Source organism: Chitinimonas naiadis, from assembly GCF_054780835.1.
This window is the reverse complement of record NZ_BAAGVO010000001.1, coordinates 166,185-186,596: the sequence shown is the minus strand read 5'-3', so window position 1 is coordinate 186,596 and position 20,412 is coordinate 166,185. Positions and strand designations below refer to the sequence as shown.

Annotated in this window: 22 protein-coding genes; 8 read left to right on the top strand and 14 right to left on the bottom strand. The window is 61.3% G+C overall.

The window, feature by feature from the left end; translation table 11 throughout:
- Positions 1-61: 61 nt before the first annotated feature.
- The gene (locus ACYVHK_RS00770; protein WP_460526585.1) at positions 62-262 is read left to right on the top strand and encodes a DUF2909 domain-containing protein; all 201 of its coding nucleotides are present in this window, start codon (positions 62-64) and stop codon (positions 260-262) included.
- Positions 263-335: 73 nt separating this feature from the next.
- On the opposite strand, the gene ACYVHK_RS00765 is transcribed toward ACYVHK_RS00770, so the two are convergent.
- The 11 genes from ACYVHK_RS00765 to yajC all read right to left on the bottom strand — a co-directional run bounded on the left by ACYVHK_RS00765 (position 336) and on the right by yajC (position 10,522).
- On the bottom strand, positions 336-1,187 hold the full coding sequence (locus ACYVHK_RS00765) for a cytochrome c oxidase subunit 3 (RefSeq protein ID WP_460526583.1): 852 nt from the start codon (positions 1,185-1,187) through the stop codon (positions 336-338).
- A gap of 167 nt (positions 1,188-1,354) precedes the next feature.
- A complete protein-coding gene (locus tag ACYVHK_RS00760; RefSeq protein ID WP_460526581.1) occupies positions 1,355-1,897 on the bottom strand; it encodes a cytochrome c oxidase assembly protein in 543 nt (180 codons plus the stop codon).
- Between the two features lie 6 nt (positions 1,898-1,903).
- Positions 1,904-2,002, bottom strand: a complete 99-nt coding sequence (locus ACYVHK_RS00755; protein ID WP_460526579.1) for a cytochrome oxidase small assembly protein — start codon at positions 2,000-2,002, stop codon at positions 1,904-1,906.
- A 17-nt stretch (positions 2,003-2,019) separates the two neighbouring features.
- Positions 2,020-3,657 carry a cytochrome c oxidase subunit I gene (gene ctaD, locus ACYVHK_RS00750; RefSeq protein ID WP_460526577.1) on the bottom strand — a complete coding sequence of 546 codons (1,638 nt, stop codon included), beginning with the start codon at positions 3,655-3,657 and terminating at the stop codon, positions 2,020-2,022.
- A gap of 16 nt (positions 3,658-3,673) precedes the next feature.
- Positions 3,674-4,747, bottom strand: coding sequence for a cytochrome c oxidase subunit II (coxB, locus tag ACYVHK_RS00745; RefSeq protein ID WP_460526575.1), 1,074 nt, complete (start codon positions 4,745-4,747; stop codon positions 3,674-3,676).
- Positions 4,748-4,975: 228 nt separating this feature from the next.
- Complete coding sequence (bioD, locus tag ACYVHK_RS00740; RefSeq protein ID WP_460526573.1) at positions 4,976-5,668, bottom strand: ATP-dependent dethiobiotin synthetase BioD; 693 nt, start codon at positions 5,666-5,668, stop codon at positions 4,976-4,978.
- Positions 5,665-6,549 carry a malonyl-ACP O-methyltransferase gene (gene bioC, locus ACYVHK_RS00735; RefSeq protein ID WP_460526571.1) on the bottom strand — a complete coding sequence of 295 codons (885 nt, stop codon included), beginning with the start codon at positions 6,547-6,549 and terminating at the stop codon, positions 5,665-5,667. Before bioC ends, bioD begins: the two co-directional genes overlap by 4 nt.
- A gap of 22 nt (positions 6,550-6,571) precedes the next feature.
- Positions 6,572-7,216, bottom strand: a complete 645-nt coding sequence (locus ACYVHK_RS00730) for an SNARE-associated domain-containing protein (protein ID WP_460526569.1) — start codon at positions 7,214-7,216, stop codon at positions 6,572-6,574.
- A 124-nt stretch (positions 7,217-7,340) separates the two neighbouring features.
- Positions 7,341-8,288 carry a protein translocase subunit SecF gene (secF, locus tag ACYVHK_RS00725; protein ID WP_460527166.1) on the bottom strand — a complete coding sequence of 316 codons (948 nt, stop codon included), beginning with the start codon at positions 8,286-8,288 and terminating at the stop codon, positions 7,341-7,343.
- 18 nt (positions 8,289-8,306) lie between these two features.
- Positions 8,307-10,124: a preprotein translocase subunit SecD gene (secD, locus tag ACYVHK_RS00720; protein WP_460526567.1), complete on the bottom strand. Its 1,818-nt coding sequence runs from the start codon at positions 10,122-10,124 to the stop codon at positions 8,307-8,309.
- Between the two features lie 68 nt (positions 10,125-10,192).
- Positions 10,193-10,522 carry a preprotein translocase subunit YajC gene (gene yajC / locus ACYVHK_RS00715; protein WP_460526565.1) on the bottom strand — a complete coding sequence of 110 codons (330 nt, stop codon included), beginning with the start codon at positions 10,520-10,522 and terminating at the stop codon, positions 10,193-10,195.
- A 306-nt stretch (positions 10,523-10,828) separates the two neighbouring features.
- Here yajC and ACYVHK_RS00710 point away from each other — a divergent pair, with 306 nt between their 5' ends.
- Complete coding sequence (locus ACYVHK_RS00710; protein WP_460526563.1) at positions 10,829-11,410, top strand: glycine zipper 2TM domain-containing protein; 582 nt, start codon at positions 10,829-10,831, stop codon at positions 11,408-11,410.
- Between the two features lie 67 nt (positions 11,411-11,477).
- On the opposite strand, the gene tgt is transcribed toward ACYVHK_RS00710, so the two are convergent.
- From tgt to queA, 3 genes are all read right to left on the bottom strand, one after another.
- On the bottom strand, positions 11,478-12,605 hold the full coding sequence (gene tgt, locus ACYVHK_RS00705) for a tRNA guanosine(34) transglycosylase Tgt (RefSeq protein ID WP_460526561.1): 1,128 nt from the start codon (positions 12,603-12,605) through the stop codon (positions 11,478-11,480).
- A 160-nt stretch (positions 12,606-12,765) separates the two neighbouring features.
- Positions 12,766-13,569, bottom strand: coding sequence for a metallophosphoesterase family protein (locus ACYVHK_RS00700; RefSeq protein WP_460526559.1), 804 nt, complete (start codon positions 13,567-13,569; stop codon positions 12,766-12,768).
- 21 nt (positions 13,570-13,590) lie between these two features.
- A complete protein-coding gene (queA, locus tag ACYVHK_RS00695; RefSeq protein ID WP_460526557.1) occupies positions 13,591-14,607 on the bottom strand; it encodes an S-adenosylmethionine:tRNA ribosyltransferase-isomerase in 1,017 nt (338 codons plus the stop codon).
- A 217-nt stretch (positions 14,608-14,824) separates the two neighbouring features.
- On the opposite strand from queA, the gene aroQ reads away from it, so the two are divergent.
- The 6 genes from aroQ (at position 14,825) to tpx (ending at position 20,301) form a co-directional block, all read left to right on the top strand.
- Positions 14,825-15,313: a type II 3-dehydroquinate dehydratase gene (aroQ, locus tag ACYVHK_RS00690; RefSeq protein ID WP_460527164.1), complete on the top strand. Its 489-nt coding sequence runs from the start codon at positions 14,825-14,827 to the stop codon at positions 15,311-15,313.
- A 55-nt stretch (positions 15,314-15,368) separates the two neighbouring features.
- Complete coding sequence (accB, locus tag ACYVHK_RS00685; RefSeq protein ID WP_460526555.1) at positions 15,369-15,833, top strand: acetyl-CoA carboxylase biotin carboxyl carrier protein; 465 nt, start codon at positions 15,369-15,371, stop codon at positions 15,831-15,833.
- Between the two features lie 101 nt (positions 15,834-15,934).
- Entirely contained in the window at positions 15,935-17,284 is a 1,350-nt protein-coding gene (gene accC, locus ACYVHK_RS00680) for an acetyl-CoA carboxylase biotin carboxylase subunit (protein ID WP_460526553.1), read from the top strand.
- A gap of 72 nt (positions 17,285-17,356) precedes the next feature.
- Positions 17,357-18,241, top strand: coding sequence for a 50S ribosomal protein L11 methyltransferase (gene prmA, locus ACYVHK_RS00675; protein ID WP_460526551.1), 885 nt, complete (start codon positions 17,357-17,359; stop codon positions 18,239-18,241).
- Between the two features lie 146 nt (positions 18,242-18,387).
- On the top strand, positions 18,388-19,695 hold the full coding sequence (locus tag ACYVHK_RS00670; RefSeq protein ID WP_460526549.1) for a DUF3426 domain-containing protein: 1,308 nt from the start codon (positions 18,388-18,390) through the stop codon (positions 19,693-19,695).
- Between the two features lie 93 nt (positions 19,696-19,788).
- Positions 19,789-20,301: a thiol peroxidase gene (gene tpx / locus ACYVHK_RS00665; RefSeq protein ID WP_460526547.1), complete on the top strand. Its 513-nt coding sequence runs from the start codon at positions 19,789-19,791 to the stop codon at positions 20,299-20,301.
- Positions 20,302-20,412: the final 111 nt, after the last annotated feature.

The window sequence follows — 20,412 nt, the reverse complement described above, 5'->3', positions numbered from 1 at the left end:
GGCGCTTCAAGCACCGATCTTACGGGAAGCGCCCCCAATAACCCGAGGACTTGCTATCAATATGAAGATCATTGTTGTCCTGCTGATACTGGGCATCCTGGCGGCACTGGGTAGTGCCATGTACAGCCTGATCCGCCAGAAAGGTTCATCCGAGCGCACCGTCAAGGCGCTGACCTTGCGGGTTGCCCTGTCGGTCGCGCTGTTCCTGATGCTGATGCTGGCTTATCGCCTGGGCTGGATCCAGCCCCATGGCGTCTATTGAAAACCGACACCCCTGCTCTCAATAAACAAATGGTGCAGCCTGCGCTGCACCATTGTCATTTCAAGCCGGTCGATCAGAGCCAGTAGACGAACACGAACAGGATCAGCCACACCACGTCCACGAAGTGCCAGTACCAGGCGGCCGCTTCGAAGGCGAAATGGTGCTCGGCAGTGAAGTGCCCCTTGCTCGAGCGCGCCAGCATCACGGCCAGCATCAGCGCACCGATGAACACGTGCATGCCGTGAAAGCCGGTCATCATGTAGAAACTCGCACCATAAACGCCGGATGCCAGCGTCAGGCCCATATGACCCCAGGCATGGCTGTACTCGTAGACCTGCAGACCCAGGAAGAGCACACCGAGCAACACCGTGACCAGCAGGCCCAGCTTCAGTTGCGTGCGGTTGTTCTTCATCATGCCCCAGTGCGCCACGGTCAGCGTGACGCCGGAGGTCAGCAGGATCAGCGTGTTCCAGGCCGGCAGGCCCCACGGTGCCATCACTTCATACGGCGCCGCGCCATTGGGTGCAACCGAAGTCGGCCACACGGCGGTGAAATCAGGCCACAGCAGCTTGTGCTCGACGTTGCCCAGTTCCGGCACCGAGATGGTACGCAGATAGAACAAGGTCCCAAAGAAGGCAGCGAAGAACATCACCTCGGAGAAGATGAACCAGCCCATGCCCCAGCGGAACGAGAGATCGACACGCTTGGAGTAGACCCCGCCCTCCGATTCCTTGATGACATCGCCGAACCAGCCAAACAGCATCCACAACAGGATGGCGAAGCCCAGGGCCAGCGAATAGGTGCCGGCCGTCACCGAATTCACGGTCAGCGCGGCGCCCAGGCCGATAAAGAACAGGGCAAAAGAGCCAACCAGCGGCCATTTGGAAGGGTGCGGTACGTAATAATCGGGTTGATGTGTTGCCATATTGTCTGCTCCCTTATAGATATTGCTTTACAGCATGTCTGGACCGGGCAACCAGTTACTGACTGGTAACGCTGCGTACCAGGGTCAACAATCCCAAAATCAACACTGCAGAACACCCCAGGTCCTCGACGCTAGCGCTCGACGGGCCTGGCTCGCCCAAGCCTCATTCAGGTACTCGGCTTGCTGGTGCCTGCCACTTCAAAAAAGCTGTAAGACAGCGTGATGGTCTCTACCTCAGCTGGTAACGACGGGTCGATCACGAACACCACCGGCATGCGCCGCTTCTCACCCGGCTCGAAGGTCTGCTGCTTGAAGCAGAAGCACTCGAGCTTGCCAAAATACTTGGCCGCGACCGCCGGGCCATAGCTCGGCACCGCCTGCCCCACCACGGTACGACCTGTAGTGTTCTCTACATCGTAGGCCACCTGCACCAGCTGGCCAGGGTGCACGCTCAGCTTGGTCTGCTCGGGCTTGAAGCGCCAGGGCAGGTCACCACGCAGATTCGCATCGAACTCCACCGTCACCCAGCGCTTGGCGTCGACCTGGGTATTGGCAACTACATCCGGCTTGAGCAGGTTGTTGATGCCAGCTACTTCGCAGATCTTTTCGTAGAACGGCACCAGGGCGTAGCCAAAGGCGAACATGCCCACAGCAATAACGGCCAGCTTGATCAGCAGCCGGCGGTTATCGGCTCGTACATCGCTATGCATACCGTTTCAGCGCCCCAGCAACAGGAAGCGCGCCACGTAGCCCAAGGCAAACACCACGGCGACACTCACCAGTATCAGGGCAGTACGGACATTCTTGTTTTGCATCGAGATGTACCGTCGGCTCAGTGCAGTTTCTGCAGCGCGGACAAATCGTCCACCAGCTTGCGTGCAGGCGGCTCTTCCCAGGTATGGAACGGTGCCGGCGACGGCACTTCCCATTCCAGGGTATGCGCACCCTCCCACGGGCGCTGCGGTGCGGGACCGGCACCACCGCGCAAGGTGGGCAGCAGCACACCGAACAGGAAGTAGACCTGGGCGATGCCGAACAGGAAGGCACCGACCGACGCCATCGAATTGAACTCGGTGAACTGGGTGGCATAGTCCGGGATACGGCGCGGCATGCCGGCCAGACCCAGGAAGTGCATCGGGAAGAAGGTGATGTTGAAGGCGATCATCGACCACCAGAAATGGATCTTGCCGGCGGTCTCGTTGTACATGTAGCCGCACCACTTCGGCAGCCAGTAGTAGACGGCGGAGAACAACGAGAACAGCGCACCGGCCACCAGCACGTAGTGGAAATGCGCCACCACGTAGTAGGTATCCTGCAACTGGATATCCACGGCGGCGACCGACAGCACCACGCCGGAGAAGCCACCGAAGGTAAACAGGCAGACAAAGCCGATCGCGAACAGCATCGGGGTCTCGAAGGTCATTGAGCCCTGCCACATGGTGGCGATCCAGTTGAACACCTTCACACCGGTCGGCACCGCGATCAGCATGGTGGCGTACATGAAGAAGATCTGCGCCGTTGCTGGCATGCCGGTGGTGTACATATGGTGCGCCCACACCATGAAGCTCAGGATGGCGATGGACGAGGTGGCGTACACCATCGAGTGGTAACCAAACAGCGGCTTGCGGGCAAAGGCCGGAATCACCTGGCTGACCACGCCAAAGGCTGGCAGGGCCATGATGTAGACCTCGGGGTGACCGAAGAACCAGAACACATGCTGGTACAGCACCGGGTCACCGCCACCGGCGGCATTGAAGAAGTTGGTACCGAAGTGACGGTCGGTCAGCACCATGGTCACGGCACCAGCCAGCACCGGCATCACGGCAATCAGCAGGTAGGCGGTGATCAGCGAGGTCCAGACGAACATCGGCATCCGCATCAGCGTCATGCCGGGTGCGCGCATATTGAGCACCGTGGTGACGATGTTGATCGCACCCATGATGGACGAGATACCCATAATATGGATCGCGAAGATCGTCAGGTCCATGCCCATGCCCATCTGGGTGGACAGCGGTGCATACAGCGTCCAGCCCGCAGCGGCTGCGCCGCCAGGCACCACGAAGGAGATCATCAGCAGCAGGGCAGCCGGCGGCAGCAACCAGAACGACCAGTTGTTCATCCGGGCGAACGCCATGTCCGGCGCGCCGATCATCAGCGGAATCTGCCAGTTCATGAGGCCGGTGAAGGCCGGCATGATGGCGCCGAACACCATGATGATGCCGTGCAGGGTGGTGAACTGGTTGAACAGCTCGGGTTTGAAGAACTGCAGGCCGGGATGGAACAGTTCCAGCCGGATGCACAGTGCCATCACCCCGCCCGTCAGGAACATGATGAAGGCAAACCACATGTACAGCGTGCCGATGTCCTTGTGGTTGGTCGCTGTCAGCCAGCGACCCAGGCCTGTCGGCGCGTGATGCGCATGATCATCATGCCCGTGGGCGTGATCAGGAGTATGGGTAGTCGTTGTCATTGTCGTGTCCTCGCTATCACTTGCGGGCGGCTTTGATATCAGCCGGTTGCAGTAGGTCGCCGGTCTTGTTGCCCCAGGCGTTGCGCTCGTAAGTGATCACGGCCGCGATTTCGGTATCGGACAAGGTCTTGGCCCAGGCAGGCATGGCTCCCTTGCCGTCGAGCACCATGCGTACATGGTCGTCCTTGTGCGCCTTGTCGCCGGCGATCTTGGAGCCATCCAGGGCAGGGAAAGCCCCCTGGCCCTTGCCGTCCGGCTTGTGGCACACGGCGCAGTTCGCGTCGTAGACCTTCTGGCCGCGGGCTTGCAGATCCGCCAGCGTCCAGACCTTGTTCGGGTCATCCTGGTTGGCAGCCATCAGCTTCTTCTGCTCGTCGACCCAGGCCTTGTATTTATCGGCAGAGACCACGTGCACGACGATGGGCATGAAGCCATGATCCTTGCCGCACAGCTCCACGCACTGACCGCGATAGACGCCTTCCTTCTCGGCCTGGAACCAGCTGTCACGGATAAAGCCGGGCACTGCATCCTGCTTCACGCTGAAGGCCGGCACCCACCAGGAGTGGATCACGTCATTGGCGGTCAGCAACAGGCGTACCCGCTTGCCGACCGGCACGACGACCGGATTGTCGACTTCCAGCAGATAGTCCGCATTGCGGACCGGCTTCTCGCCGCCGAAGTTCTCGTATTGTTCTTGCGGTGTCTTCAGCCGGCTATGGAAGCTGATGCCCTCGTCGAGGTAGTCATAGCCCCATTTCCACTGGTAGCCGGTGACCTTGATGGTCATGTCGGCACCGCGGGTATCCTTCTGTTCCAGTACCACCTTGGTGGCCGGATAAGCCATGCCGACCAGGATCAGGACCGGAATGATGGTCCAGATCAGTTCGACCTTGGTACTTTCATGGAAATTGGCTGCTTTGTGGCCGACAGACTTGCGATGCTTGAATATCGAATAAAACATCAAGCCGAAGACCACCAAGAATATCCCGCCGCAGATATACAGCAGGAAGGAATGCAGGTCGTAGACTTCACGCGCGACCTTGGTGACGGGTGCTTGCAGGTTGAGCTGGTACTCGGCAAGAACAGACATGCTGGCGACTGTCGAAAGCGCAGCAAGCGATCTGGATACACGGTTCTTCATATTGTCCCCATGACGACACGCCCACGGGCGCGGGCGTCGTTTCCCTCTGCGCCGGTGTTTCCGGCGTCGTGTCGTTTTGCTGCTTGCCTTGATGCAGATCAAGACCTGCGGCAAAAAGTCGCACGAATCCTAGCAGAGGTATTCGGGGTACTCAACGGGGCATTTGCCCACAAATCCTTATTTGATAAGCACTTTCAGCCGGAAATCGAGTATTTGCTCTTGATTCGATTCGGCTTTTTGCCCTACATCAAAATGGGGAATCATGCCCAGGAACGGGGCGGCAATGTGTTGCTTTAGATAGACCAGATTGTCATCACGCGCCCGCATGGCCGGGTCCACGCAATTGGCCAGCCAGCCCGCCAGCTTCACCCCACGGGCTTTGATGGCCTCCACGGTCAGCAGCGCATGGTTCAGGCAGCCCAGCCGCAAGCCGACAACCAGGATGACCGGTATGCCCAGCACCTGGGCAAGGTCGGCCATATTGCGCTGCTCATCCAGTGGCGCCAGCCAGCCGCCAGCCCCCTCGACCAGGACCAGGTCGGCCAGCCCCGACAAATGCTCGAAGGACTGTTGTATTCGTGCGAATTCGATCGCCACACCCGCTTCCCTGGCCGCAAGGTGCGGCGAGATCGGCGGCAGGAAGGCATAGGGATTGGCATGTTCGCGCGCTACCGCCACATTGCTGGCAGCGGCGTGCGCCAGCACGTCCTCGTTGTCGAGCGATCCATCCGCGTTGCGCACGCAGCCCGACGCCAATGGCTTCATGCCCACGGCGCGGTGCCCCGCCCTGACAGCCTCGCGCAACAGCGCCACGGTGGCAAAGGTCTTGCCTACCTCGGTGTCCGTGCCGGTGATGAAGTAGGCGTTCACGGCTTGGAACGGGGACGGAACTCGATGACCTGCCGGCCATCCGCCAATTGCGGCTTGGGCTGCGGCTTCCAGGCATGGCCGTAGACCACCTCGTAGGTGGCGGGCAGCTTGCCTTCCTTGCGCAGCTTCTCATACGCATCACACGCGCGCTGGAAGGTCTCCTTGCCCATCAGGCCACGGCTGCGGCCTACCGCGACATTGTGCGCACCGATCGCCTTGAGGTCGCGCATCACCGACTTCACGTCGTCATAGGTCAGGACAAACTTCTCCATGTCCATCACCGGCGCCGAGAAGCCGGCGTGGGAGAGCGCATCGCCCAGGTCGTGCATGTCGATGAAGCGATTGACGTGCGGTCGCTTGTCTACGGTTGCGAATGCGTGCTTGAGTTCCAGCAGAGTATCCGGACCGAAGCTGCTGAACATCAGCAGGCCTTCCGGCTTGAGTACCCGATGAAACTCGCGGAAAGCCCGGTCCGGTTCGTTCAGCCATTGAATCGCCAGGCTGGACCATACGAGTTCGACCGATTCATTGGCCAAGGGCAAGGATTCAAGGTCCGCGCAGACCTGCCAGTTCCGTCTGGCGAAGACCTTGTCAAGGATGCCGAGCTTGCTGGCGGCCACTTGCAGCATGGCCTGCGCCAGATCCAGCTCGATCAGGCGCGCATCCTTGTAGCGGCTGCGCAGGCGTGGACCGGCGTAACCGGTACCACTGCCGGCGTCCAGCACCCGGTTCGGGGCCAGCTTGACCAGGTCGAGCCGCTCAAGCATGCGGTCGGCAACCTCGCGCTGCAGTACCGCAGCGGCATCGTAGGAGTGGGCCGAACGCTCGAAAGCGCGGCGCACCTGTGACTTATCGGTATAGAAATCTTCAGACATCTTCATGAGCGCGGCCAGCGCGCCAACCTCAGATAGTACGACGGCGCAGCAGCCAGCCCCGCATCAGTTGCAGCAGCACCGGCAACAGGACTGCGCCCATGCCCGCCACTACGATCAAGGATAGATTGCTGCGGATGAATTCGACATTGCCGAACAGATAACCCAGCGTGACCAGGGAACCGACCCAGGCCAGGGTACCCAGCACGCTGAAGGTGACAAAGCGGTAGTAGGGCATGGCCGCCATGCCGGCGACGAAGGGGGCGAAGGTACGGACGATGGGGACAAAGCGCGCCATCGCCACCGTCTTGCCGCCATGCTCGGCGTAAAAGGCCTCGGTACGCGTCAGATAGTCGCGCCGGAACAGGCGGGAACGCGGGTTCGAAAACAGTTTCTTGCCGGCCAGGCGGCCGACGAGGTAGTTGGTGGAGTCGCCAAGGATGGCCGCGACGATCAGGCAGGCCGCCAGTATCCACGGGTCCATCCCACCGGTGGCCGCCACCGCACCCGCCACGAACAGCAGGGTATCTCCCGGCAGGAAGGGCATGATCACCAGCCCGGTCTCGCAGAAAATCACCAGGAACAGGAAAACGTAGATCCACACTCCGTACTGCGCCACCATCGCGGCAAGGTACTTGTCGAGATGCAGGAAGATATCAAAGAGGGAGAAATCCACGGCCAAACCTGAATCAACAGGCCCTGTAGTTGCTATCGGACAAGCAAAGACGTGCATGGCAGCACGGTGACAGGCCGGCGACCGGATGGCCTGGCCATCCCGTCACCAGCCCGGAACTGCAGACTTAAACGACAGCCTCTTCCTTGGTCTTGACCTGCTTGACCATGTTCTCGCGGCTTACGCCCAGCAGCAGCAGCAGCGGCGACGCCACCAGCACCGACGAGTAGATACCGAACACGATGCCGATGGTCAGCGCCATGGCAAAGCCGTGCAGTGCTGGGCCACCGAAGAACAGCATGGACAGCACCATCATTTCGGTCGAAGCATGGGTGATCACGGTACGGCTCATGGTCGCAGTGATCGCATTGTCGATCACTTCCGGCACGGTCTTGCCACGCAGGCCCGCCTTGCGGAAGTTTTCGCGAATCCGGTCGAACACCACCACTGACTCGTTGACCGAGTAGCCCAGCACCGCCAGTACCGCCGCCAGCACCGTCAGCGAAAATTCCCACTGGAAGAAGGCAAACACACCAAGAATGATGACCACGTCGTGCAGGTTGGCCAGGATGGCCGACACGGCAAAACGCCATTCGAAGCGGATGGCCAGGTAGATGATGATGCCGACGCAGACCATGGCCAGCGCGGTCAGGCCGTGGCTGACCAGCTCATCACCCACCGACGGACCGACGAACTCCACCTTGCGGCGCTCGACGCTCGGGTCGGTCTTCTTCAGCTCTTCCATCACCATGTCGGACAGCTTGGCACTGCTGCTGTCCTTGACCACCGGCAGACGGATCATCACGTCACGGGCCGTACCCAGCGCCTGCACCACGATTTCCTTGTGCTGGCCGCCGATATTCAGCGATTCGACATGCTCACGAACCTGGGTCAGATCCACCGCCTGGGCGTAGCGCACTTCCAGCACGGTACCACCGGTGAACTCCACACTCAGGTTGAGCGGCTTCCAGAACAAGCAGAACACGGCAGCCAGGAAGGTAACGAGCGAGATCGTCGTCGTCAGCCTCCCGTAGCTCATGAACGGGATGTCTTTTTTGAAATGGAATAATTCCAGCATGACTGTATTTCCTGCTTAAACGGCGAGTTTGCCGACCTTGCGGCGATAGCCGTAGATCAGGTTGACCACGCCGCGCGATACCACCACGGCGGAGAACATCGAGGTCAGGATGCCAAGGCAATGCACCACGGCGAAACCACGCACCGCGCCAGAACCGAAGATCAGCAGCGATACGCCAGCAATCAGGGTCGTGATGTTGGAGTCCAGGATCGTCGCCCAGGCATGCTCGTAACCGGCCTTGATGGCGGTCTGCGGCGGCAGCCCGGCACGCACTTCCTCGCGGATACGCTCATTGATCAGCACGTTCGAGTCGATGGCCATACCCAGCGTCAGCGCGATGGCCGCGATACCCGGCAGGGTCAGCGTCGCGCTCAGGACCGACAGCAACGCAATCAGGAACAGCAGGTTCACGCCCAGCGCAAACGATGCGGTCAGGCCGAACACCCGGTAGTAGATCAGCATGAACAGCACGATGGCGGAGAAACCGTACAGCGTGGAGTGAAAACCCTTGCTGATGTTTTCCTTGCCCAGGCTTGGGCCGATGGTGCGTTCCTCGACAACGGTCATCGGCGCCGCCAGCGAACCGGCACGCAACAGCAGGGCAGTATCGTTCGCATCGGTCGTGGTCATGGCACCGGAAATCAGGAACTTGTCACCCAGCTCGACCCGGATGGTCGGTGCAGTCACAACCTGGCCCTTGCCCTTTTCCACCAGGATCATGGCCATGCGCTGACCGATATTGTCATGGGTCAACTGGCGGAAGATGCGGCCACCGGCCGAATCGAGGTTGATATGAACGGCCGGCTGGTTCTGGTCGTCAAAACCTGCCTGCGCACCGTTGATGTTCTCGCCGGTCAGCTCGACTTCCTTCTTGATCAGGATGGGGCGGTTGCCGCGCGGATCAAGTTCTTCCATCAGCTCGAAACCAGCCGGCACGTTGCCGGCGATGGCTTCGGTCAGCTTGGCCGGGTCGCTTTCCACCATGCGTACTTCCAGGGTGGCGGTACGACCAATGATGTCCTTGGCACGCGCGGTATCCTGCACGCCAGGCAACTGCACCACGATGCGGTCGGCGCCTTGCTGCTGGATCACCGGCTCGGTGGTACCCAGTTCGTTCACCCGGTTGTGCAGCGTGGCGATGTTCTGCTTCACCGCATCGCTCTGGATACGCTGACGCTCCTGCTCGGAGTAGCTCAGTTGCAGCTTGTAGTTACCCTCGCCGCTCTGCGCCTGGATCTGCATGACCGGCAGGATGCGCTCGATGGCGGTCCGAGCCGACTTCAGGCTGTCCGCATCGCGGAACTGGACTTCCACCAGGTCGCCACTACGGCGCACCGTGGCACGAATCTTCTTGTCCTTCAGCTCGCGGCGCACATCGCCGGCGACCCGTTCGGAATTCTTGTCGATCGCGGCCCGCATATCGATTTCGAGCGTGAAGTGCACACCGCCCTGCAGGTCCAGACCCAGGGACATCGGGTGTGCACCGAGCTTGGCAAGCACCGACGGGGTGTTGGCCAGCAGGTTGAGCGCAACGACGTAGTTATCGCCCAGGGTGGTTTCGATCAGGCTGCGCGCCTTGAACTGCGCATCCGTATCCTTGAAGCGCACCTTGAGGCTGTTGGCCTCCAGATAGATGCCTTCAGGCTTGAGGCCTGCAGTACCCAGGGCTTGCTCGACACGATCCATGGTGGCTGTATCGACCTTGACGCCGGAACGGGCGCCCGAGACCTGGACAGCGGGGCTGGGATCATAAAGATTGGGAACGGTATAGATCAGGCCGGCCACGATGGCGACCAGGATGACCAGATACTTCCAGATGGGATAACGATTCATGGCGGGGGGACCCGTGCGGCGTCATGCCGTAGTGAAAACGGGCAGGTGCTGCCTGCCCGTGTTGAATCTTAGCGTTGCGCCTTGACGGTGCCTTTTTCCAGCTTGGCGGATACCGCGCCACGCTGTACCACGATCTCGACGCCATCGGCGATCTCGACCGTCAGGTAGGCATCACCCGCCTTGACCACACGACCCAGCACACCACCGCTGGTCACGACTTCATCACCCTTGGCGATCGCGTCCAGCATGGCCTTCTGTTCCTTCATGCGCTTTTGCTGCGGACGGATCAGCAGGAAATAGAACAGCACGAAGATCACGATCATCGGCAGGAAGGACATCAGGTCGAACCCTGGTGCCGCTTGGGCAGGTGCAGCAGCGTAAGCAGTACTGATAAACATGGAGCAGGTCCCGGTAAACAATTGATATTCCCACCCCACTACATGCGGGCGGGTTGGCCGTTGCGCAAGCAGTAGGCTGCGGCAACAGGCCTGGAGCGAATCGCGCCTGTATAGCCAAGCAGACCATACAGGCGCGCGAGAATCGAGCCGCGCATTCTAGGGTCGGTTGACATATGAACACAAGCTCGTACGTCCGCTCTTAGATCGCAATGAAACCAACAGTTCAATGACAGCCAGCTAAAATGCGCTCCGCCCGCCAGCAAGGGCCCAGATCACAATAAAACATGACAACAGGGATAAATGATAATGCGCCTCACTTTTTTGCTGCTCGCAACAGCACTCCTGCCCGCCGCATTCGCGGCGGATGCCCTGATCGAGGCCTACAACGCCGACAAGGTACGCATTGCCGAGGATTACAAGCAGGCGGTGCATCAATGTGAAAAAGGGTCGCGCAAGGCGCTGGCAGGCTGCCAGAAGACGGCCACCCTAGTACGCCAGGATGCCCTGAAGGCCGCCAGCCACGAGCGCGACCTGGCGCTCAAGTGTCGCGATACCTGCGGACGCATCAGCGAAGTGAAGGTGGTCGAGCGCGATGGCGAGGCCTCGGCAGTCGGTACGGTCGGTGGCGGCGTCGTCGGGGCGGTCGTCGGTCGCAAACTGGCCGGCAATGCCAGCAGCTCCGGCAAGAACGTTGCCACGGCAGTCGGCGCGGTGGGTGGCGCACTGGTCGGCCGCAAGATCGAGGAAAAAGTCGGCCACCACAAGGTATGGCAGGTGAGCACCCGCCTCTACAACGGCGAAATCCAGCAAGCCGATTTCAGCAGCGAGCCGGACTTCAAACCCGGCGACAAGGTGGAAATCCGCGACGGCAAGCCTGCACGGCACTAAGCACGGCCAGATTCACAGCAAAAAGGACGGCATCGCCGTCCTTTTTGCATGATGGGTAACAAGCCGCTCAATCTACGCCGCGACCCCGCTCGGCATGGAAACGCGTGACAAAGGCCGGGAACTGGTCGACCTCGATAGCCTGTCTCATCTCGGCCATCAGCCACTGATAGTAATAAAGATTGTGGATGGTGTTGAGGCGCGCACCCAGGATCTCGCCGGTACGGAACAGGTGGTGCAGATAGGCCCGGCTGAAATTCTGGCAGGCATAGCAGGCACAGCTCTCGTCCAGTGGCCGCACATCGTCCTTGTAGCGGGCATTCTTGACCTTGACGTCACCCCAGCGAGTAAACAGCCAGCCATTGCGGGCATTGCGGGTCGGCATCACGCAATCGAACATGTCTACGCCTTGCGATACCCCGTACACCAGATCCTCCGGCGTGCCGACTCCCATCAGGTAGCGCGGCTTGTCGGTGGGCAACTTCGGCGCCGTATAGTCCAGGACGCGGGCGAAATCTTCTTTCGGTTCCCCCACGCTCAGGCCGCCGATGGCAAAGCCATGAAAGCCGATGTCCTGCAGGCCGGCCAGGCTTTCGTCGCGCAGCCGCTCGTGCATGCCACCTTGCACGATACCGAACAGGGCATTGGGGTTGTTCAGCCGCTCAAACTCATCCTTGGACCGGCGCGCCCAGCGCGCCGACAGCCGCATCGAGGTGGCGGCGGTCTTTTCATCCGCCGGGTACGGCGTGCATTCGTCAAAGATCATGACGACGTCGGAATTGAGCGTCGCCTGGATCTGCATCGAGATTTCCGGCGTCAGGAACAGCTTGTCGCCATTGACCGGGGACGAGAACTTGACCCCTTCCTCGGTGATCTTGCGCAAGGCGCCCAGGCTGAACACCTGGAACCCGCCCGAGTCGGTCAGGATGGGCTTGTCCCAACCCATGAACCGGTGCAGGCCCTCGTGCTTGGCCACCACATCCAGGCCCGGCCGCAGCCAGAGGTGGAAGGTATTGCCCAGCACGATCTGCGCGCCGATCTCCTTCAGCTCGTTGGGTGCCATGGCCTTGACGGTGCCGTAGGTACCAACCGGCATGAAGACCGGCGTCTCCACCACGCCGTGATTGAGCTCGACACTGCCGCGCCGCGCGCCACCGCTGGTGGACTTGAGGGTAAAACTGAGGCCGTTATCCGGCATGTAAGACTCCTTGCGCCAACGGAAAGACAATCCGATGCGCGGTTGATGCAGCTCGCCGGGCTCGGCGCGCCAGATGGAACAGGCCGGCAGGTCCGCCGACGCTTCGCTTGAAACGGAAACAGGCCGGACCGAGCCAGGCATGCCAACGACAGATCCGTCGTCAGCGAGTATAGAAAATGGGTTCGCTACCCTGGTGCTCCGCCAGTGTGAGGCGCATGGGGGCACCGCTATCCACCCGCTTCACATCGACATTGCCCTCGTAGCCAGCACCGGTATCGAGATGGCAGTGCGACTCGAAAATCACCGGATACGGTACCGGCGTATGGCCGCAGTAGGTAATGGACAATCCAGCACGCCAGCTGGGCTCGGCATGATTGATCGCAAGGTCGGCCGCGTCGTCAGCCAGGGTGCGGCTCCAGATCAGCCGCTCCACCACCTTGTCGTCCGCCTGGGACAGCCGGTCGTCCAGGTCGGCATCGCTATACAGCGACAGATCGGACGGCGATTGTAACAGCGCGGCGTGAACCACATTGAAACGCTCAGGTGTTCCCGGCCCGACCACCAGCACATGCGGCAACCTGTCGAGCACCTGGGCCGCCGCCAGCAGGGACGGATCGCGCTTCAGGATGCTGCCCAGGGCCCAGCCGCCGCCATTGGCAACCGACAGTGCGATGGCGGCGTCATCGCCACTCAGCGCATTGAGCAGCATCTGTTCATGATTGCCGAGTACGCAATAGAACCAGGGCTGGCGCAGCAGGTGCAGGCACCCCATCGCATCCGGCCCGCGATCGATCAGGTCGCCGGTCGCGAACAGGCGATCCCCCCGGCGTGGCGTAAAGCCTGCCGCCACCAGCAGCACTTCCAGATCACGCCGGCAGCCGTGCAGGTCGCCCACGATAAAATCGCGGCCCTTGTCATTACGCGGCAAAAAGGCGACGCGCGGCTTGTTGGAATCGAATGGCATCCGTGGATTATGAACGGCGACTTAACTGCGTTCCAGCAACATGGCATCGCCATAGCTGAAAAAGCGGTATTCCTGCATCACCGCATGCGCATAAGCCGCCTTCATGCGCTCATGGCCCATAAAGGCCGACACCAGCATCAACAGGGTGGATTTGGGCAGATGGAAGTTGGTGATCAGTGCATCCACCGCCTTGAAGGCATAGCCCGGCGTGATGAAGATATCGGTATCCCCCTGCGGGGCCGCGAACAGACCTTGCTGGCAGGAAGCCTCAAGCGCACGCAGGCTGGTCGTGCCGACGGCAACGACGCGCCCACCATTGGCACGCGTGTTCTGGATCGCCGCCAGGGTTTCCGGCGGGATGACGTAACGCTCATGGTGCATGCGGTGCTCGGACAGGTCCTCCACCCGCACCGGCTGGAAGGTGCCCGCCCCCACATGCAGCGTCAGCCTGGCATGCTTCACGCCCCGGGCGGCAAGCGCCTCGAACATGGCATCGGTAAAGTGCAGGCCGGCGGTGGGTGCCGCCACGGCGCCCGGTTCACGCGCAAAGACAGTCTGGTAACGCTCGGCATCCTCGGCGTCAGGCTGGTGTTCTATATAGGGCGGCAGCGGCAAACGTCCGGCTTCTTCCAGTACCGTCATGACCGGCGCGTCAAAGCGAAGACGGAAAAACTCTCCCTGCCGCTCGACCATCTCGGCACGCCAACGCTCACCGAACAGCAAAAAGGTACCCGGCTTGGGCGATTTGCTCGCCCGCACCATGGCCAGCGCTTCGAATTCGCTCAGCACCCGCTCCACCATGGCCTCAATCTGCCCACCGCTGTCTTTCTGGCCCAGAAGACGCGCCTTGATGACGCGCGTATCGTTCAGGATCAACAAGTCCCCCTCGCGCAGCAGCTGCGGCAGGTCGGCAAATTGCCTATCCTGCAGGCCCCCATCTGCCGGCAGATGCAGCAAACGGCTGCCGCCGCGCGTGGCTGGCGGAAACTGGGCGATCAGGTGTTCAGGAAGGAAGTAATCGAAGTCGGTAAGTTGCATGAGCGAAAGAAAAGTCGGCATCGACCGGGAAAACACGCCATTATAACAGCCGGCCGACATGACCCCTCGTCGGTTCGTCGGTCAGAACCCTCACGGCGCCAAGCCGCATGCCACTTGCATTTTCGCAACATCCCGGACAAAAATTTCAAGCAGGCGCTTGACCGAATTTTCGGCGATCGGTAGACAACGTGCGCGCATCTGCGGCAAACTCGCCGCCATGACTCAGCCGACACCGCACAATTTGGCTGGACAGCCCCGCAGTATTTTGGTACTCCACGGCCCGAATCTGAACATGCTCGGACGCCGGGAACCGCAGTACTACGGCGCTGATTCCCTCGCCAGCATCGACGCTCGTCTCGTCGAGGCTGCGCGTGCGGCCGGCTATGCCTGCAATACTTTTCAAAGCAACAGCGAAGCCGGGCTCATTGAGCGCATCCATGCCGCCTTCGACGACGGCACCGGCTTCGTCATCATCAACCCGGCCGCTTACACGCACACCAGCGTCGCGCTGCGCGATGCGCTGGCAGCGGTCAAGTTGCCTTTCGTCGAAGTCCATCTGTCCAACGTCCACGCTCGCGAGCCTTTCAGGCACCACTCCTACTTTTCGGACCTCGCGGTGGGCGTTATCTGCGGACTGGGCGCAGCCGGCTACGGTTATGCGCTGCAGCACGCCATTGACTATCTGAGTCGCCAGAACTCGGCCTGACACTGTTCAGCCTGGCACATCGAAATACCAATACCTACATAAAAAGGGAACGGGCATGGATCTACGCAAGCTCAAAAAGCTGATCGACCTCGTTGAAGAGTCCGGCATCGCTGAAATCGAAGTCACCGAAGGTGAAGAAAAAGTTCGCATCACCCGCGTGTCGCAAAACGCACCAGTCATGTATGCGCAGGCACCCATGCAGCATTACATGCCAGCTGGCGCCCCCGCCGCTGCCGCGCCGGTTGCGACCGATGTCGCCGCCCCTGCCGCCAGCGGGCTGCCCGAAGGCACTATCCTCAAATCCCCCATGGTCGGTACCTTCTACCGCGCCTCGAGCCCAGGCGCCAAAGCCTTTGTCGAAGTCGGCCAGCAGGTCACCGCCGGTGACACGCTGTGCATCATCGAGGCCATGAAGCTGCTCAACGAGATCGAAGCCGAAACCAGCGGCGTAGTGAAGGCCATCCTGGTCGATAACGGCTCGCCGGTCGAATACGGCGAACCGCTGTTTGTCATTGGTTAAACCAGTGAACAAGTGAACGGGTGCACAGTGGGCCAGCGCCTTCCATGGCGGCTCGATCGCTGTCCGCCCGTTTGCTTTTCACTTGCTCACTAGGAACAACCATGTTCGAAAAAGTCCTGATCGCAAACCGCGGCGAGATCGCACTCAGAATCCAGCGCGCCTGCCGTGAGATGGGCATCAAAACCGTGGTCGTCCACTCCGAGGTCGACCGCGAAGCCAAATACGTCAAGCTGGCCGACGAGTCGGTCTGCATCGGCCCGGCACCCAGCCCCCTGTCCTACCTCAATATTCCGGCCATCATCGCCGCCGCGGAAGTCACCGACGCCCAGGCCATCCATCCTGGCTACGGCTTCCTGAGCGAAAACGCCGACTTCGCCGAACGCGTCGAACAAAGCGGTTTCGTCTTTATCGGCCCGCGCCCCGATTCGATCCGCATGATGGGTGACAAGGTAAGTGCCAAGGACGCCATGAAGGCCTCCGGCGTGCCTTGCGTACCCGGCTCCGACGGTGCATTGCCGGAAGATACCGATGAAATGCTGAAGATCGGCCGCAAGGTTGGCTACCCGGTCATCATCAAGGCTGCCGGCGGTGGCGGCGGCCGCGGCATGCGCGTAGTGCGCAGCGAAGAAGAGCTGATCAAGGCCGTGGAAATGACCCGGACCGAAGCCGGCGCCGCTTTCGGCAATCCCACGGTCTACATGGAGAAGTTCCTCGAGAACCCGCGCCATATCGAGATCCAGATCCTGGCCGACGAGTACGGCAACGCGGTCTACCTGGGTGAGCGCGACTGCTCCATGCAGCGCCGCCACCAGAAGGTGATCGAAGAGGCACCCGCTCCCGGCATTACCGACAAGCAGCGCAAGAAGGTCGGCGAAGCCTGCGCCGAAGCCTGCCGCCGCATCGGCTACCGCGGCGCCGGCACCTTCGAGTTCCTGTTCGAGAACGGTGAGTTCTATTTCATTGAAATGAACACGCGGGTCCAGGTGGAGCACCCCGTCACCGAGCAGATCACCGGCATTGATATTGTCCAGGAACAGATCCGCATCGCCGCAGGCGAGAAGCTGCGGTTCGCGCAGAAGGACATCGTGCTCAAGGGCCACGCGATGGAATGCCGCATCAACGCGGAAGACCCGTTCAAGTTCATCCCCAGCCCCGGCAAGATCACGACCTACCATCCGCCTGGCGGCCCCGGCATCCGGGTCGACTCGCACATCTACCAGGGCTACACCGTACCGCCCAACTACGACTCCATGGTTGGCAAGGTCATCGCCTTTGGCGACAGCCGTGAACAGGCCATGGCGCGCATGCGTATTGCGCTGTCCGAAATGGCGGTCGAAGGCATCAAGACCAACATCCCCTTGCACCAGGTCCTGTTCAACGACAAGGGCTTCATCAAGGGTGGCACCTCTATCCATTACCTCGAGCACCTGCTTGCGGAATCCAAGGGATAAAGCGCTTCGGTGCTAAACTATGCGGCGGCCGGGCTTTCCCGGCCGCCGTTTTTTCATGTTTTGGAGTCCGCCATGCCCTGGCAAGAACTGCGCATCCACGCTCAATCCACCCACGCCGAAGCTTTGTCCGACGCGCTGTTCGACCTGGGCGCGCTCAGCGTCAGCATCGAGGATGCCGCCGCCGGCACCGAAGCCGAGAAGCCGATCTTCGGTGAGCCTGGCATGCCGCTTGAGCAGCTTTGGGACGAAAGCGTGGTCGTGGTCCTGCTGGAAGAGGACAGTGACCCCGAACTGATGGTGACTGCCGCCGCCAACGTGGTCGGCATCCCGCAGCCCCGGCATAGCGTGAGCCGGGTCGAAGAGCAGGATTGGGTGCGGCTGACCCAGTCGCAGTTCGAGCCGATCCAGGTTTCGAACCGCCTGTGGATCACGCCGACCTGGCATGAGGCGACGCCGAACGCAATCAACATCGCGCTGGATCCGGGCCTCGCCTTCGGCACTGGCAGCCACCCCACCACCTGGCTTTGCCTGCAATGGCTCGATGGTGAGGTCAAGGCAGGCGAAAGCGTGCTCGACTATGGCTGCGGCTCCGGCATCCTTGCCATCGCGGCCAAGCTGCTGGGCGCCGGCGAAACCCATGGCGTCGATATCGACGAGCAGGCCATGACCGCCAGCCGCCAGAATGCCGAACAGAACCACGTCAGCGCCGACTTCTTCCTGCCCGATGCCGCGCCCGAGCGGACCTACGACCTTGTCGTCGCCAACATCCTGACCAACCCGCTGAAAATGCTGATGCCCCTGCTGGCCAGCCGCTGCCGCTCCGGTGGCCGCCTGGTACTGTCGGGCATCCTCGCCGAACAGGCCGAGGACATCATCGCCATCTATGGCCCGGAATTCGCCCTCGCCGTCTCGGCCGAGCGGGAAGGCTGGGTCCGTATCGCCGGTACCCGCCGCTGATCCACCGGGGCTTTGCCCCGGTGTGACCGCTTTTTTGCTGCAATCGCCCACTCAAGTCAGCGATTTGCAACGCCAGCGCGGATGAATTGGCAGAGAAACGCGATCCGCGACACAAAGTTTCGTAGAACCTAGCTAGAATCGCAGCCATGTACCACATCACGCGCTGCCCCAACTGCCGCACCAGCTTTCGCGTCACGGACGCCCACCTTGCCGCTTTCGAAGGCAAGGTGCGGTGCGGTCGCTGCGCCTTCGTCTTCGATGCCTTGCAGCATCTGCTAGGCGACGCGCCGGCTAACCTGGCCAACAAGCAGCCTGCCGCCGAACAGGTCACCACGACAGCAAGCAGCAGCGCAGCACCGGCAGCCCCCGCCTACACGGCGACCGTCGCCGAAGCAGCGCCCGCGCCCATTCCCTCCGCAGCAAGGACGAGCGACGCCACAGCCCAGCACCGTCGGGAAGAAAACCTGTACGGCCTGGACAGCATGGCGAGCCAGCTGGAAGCGGCGGCCGAAGCCGAACGGGATGATGCAGACGACACGCTGGCAAGCCAGAGCCTACAGCAACTGGCCAGTGCCCTGGCGCTGGCCGAACCCGCCAAGACACCGGCAGCCAGCGGCGGCATGCTCGAACTCGACCTGGACGAGATCCATCGCCGGCTCGAGCACGATGACCTGCCGCACACACCGCAGGCCAGCGAGATCGAAGTCATCGAGATTCCGCCTGTCGCCGACGATGGTGACCTGGCTCACGAGCACTTCGAAGCCTGGGCGCGTGAACAGGTTGAGGCCACGCCCAGTGAGCCCTTATTAGAGTACGCAGGCGAGACGCAACCCTCACCAGACGTCCATGAAACGCCTGCGGCCCGTGCGGTGGCAGAGGCCGGCACCGGCAGCTACCGGCCCATCCTGACGGCGCAGGACGAGGCCATGCTGCGCGTGCCTGACCGCCCTTCGCCATGGCGTTGGCTGTGGAGCATCCCTACCCTGCTGGCAGTGATTGCCCTGACCGGGCAGCTGACCTATCAGTACCGCACCGAGGTCGCCATACAGCTGCCCGGCATCGAACCCAAGCTGCAGCGCTTCTGTGCCATGGTCGGCTGCGAGTTGTCCCTGCCCGCTCGCGCCGGCTATCTGCGTACCGAATGGAACGAACTGGTTTCCCTGCCTGAGCACCCCAGCCTGATCCAGCTCAATGCCACGCTGCGCAACCAGGCAGGCTTCGCCCAGGCCCTGCCCTTGCTGGAACTGACCCTGACGGACGATGCCGACCGCGTGGTCGCCCGCAAGGTATTTGCCCCGCGTGATTACCTGGCACCGCTGGCGGACGGTACGGCCGCCCCGCTACCCAAGAGCCTGGCAGCCAACGGCGAGCTGCGGGCCTACCTGCAGATCGACCTGGGTGAACTGCATTCCAGCGGCTACTCGCTCAACTGGTTCTACCCCGAGAGCAACTGAGCCGGCCGAAGGGGGCCGACCCACTCAGGTCGGCTTGCTTTCAGTCTGGGTGCCGTCAATACTGAAGCTGCCACTATCAGGAGGACAACAGACATGGCCACGGTGCTACTCAATGGCGAGCCGATCGGTATCGGCGGACGCTTCCCACGTGTGGGAGACACTGCCCACAGCTTCATGCTGGTCGATACCAGCCTGGGCGACGTACCGCTCTCCAAGTTCATCGGCAAACGCAAGATCATCGCCGTGGTGCCGAGCGTCGATACGGAGATCGGCCTACGCATCACGCGCCGGCTGGAATCCATCGCCGATGGCTTTCCCAATACCAAGTCCTTTGTTGTATCGGTCGATACCCCCTACGCCATGGCCCGAACGGCCAACACCGAAGGCATACGCAAGGTACAGCTGCTTTCCACGCTGCGCGGCCGTGATTTCCACAAAGATTATGGCGTGATGATCACGGACGTACCGCTATCAGGCATGATGGCGACAGCCTTGTTCGGCCTCGACGAAGACGACAATATCGTGTTTGCCGAACTGGCCCAGGATATCAATGCGGAACCGAATTACGACAAGCTGGCCGAAGCCATGTTGGTCACCGAGTCCTGATCTGCCAGCAAGCAGGCCGCCATCGCTCGATACCGCTCCCGCTTAGGCGGGAGTGGCATTTCTGGGGCTTGCCATACCTGCTGCGAGCCCCTCACTTCCAAGACCTGTAAA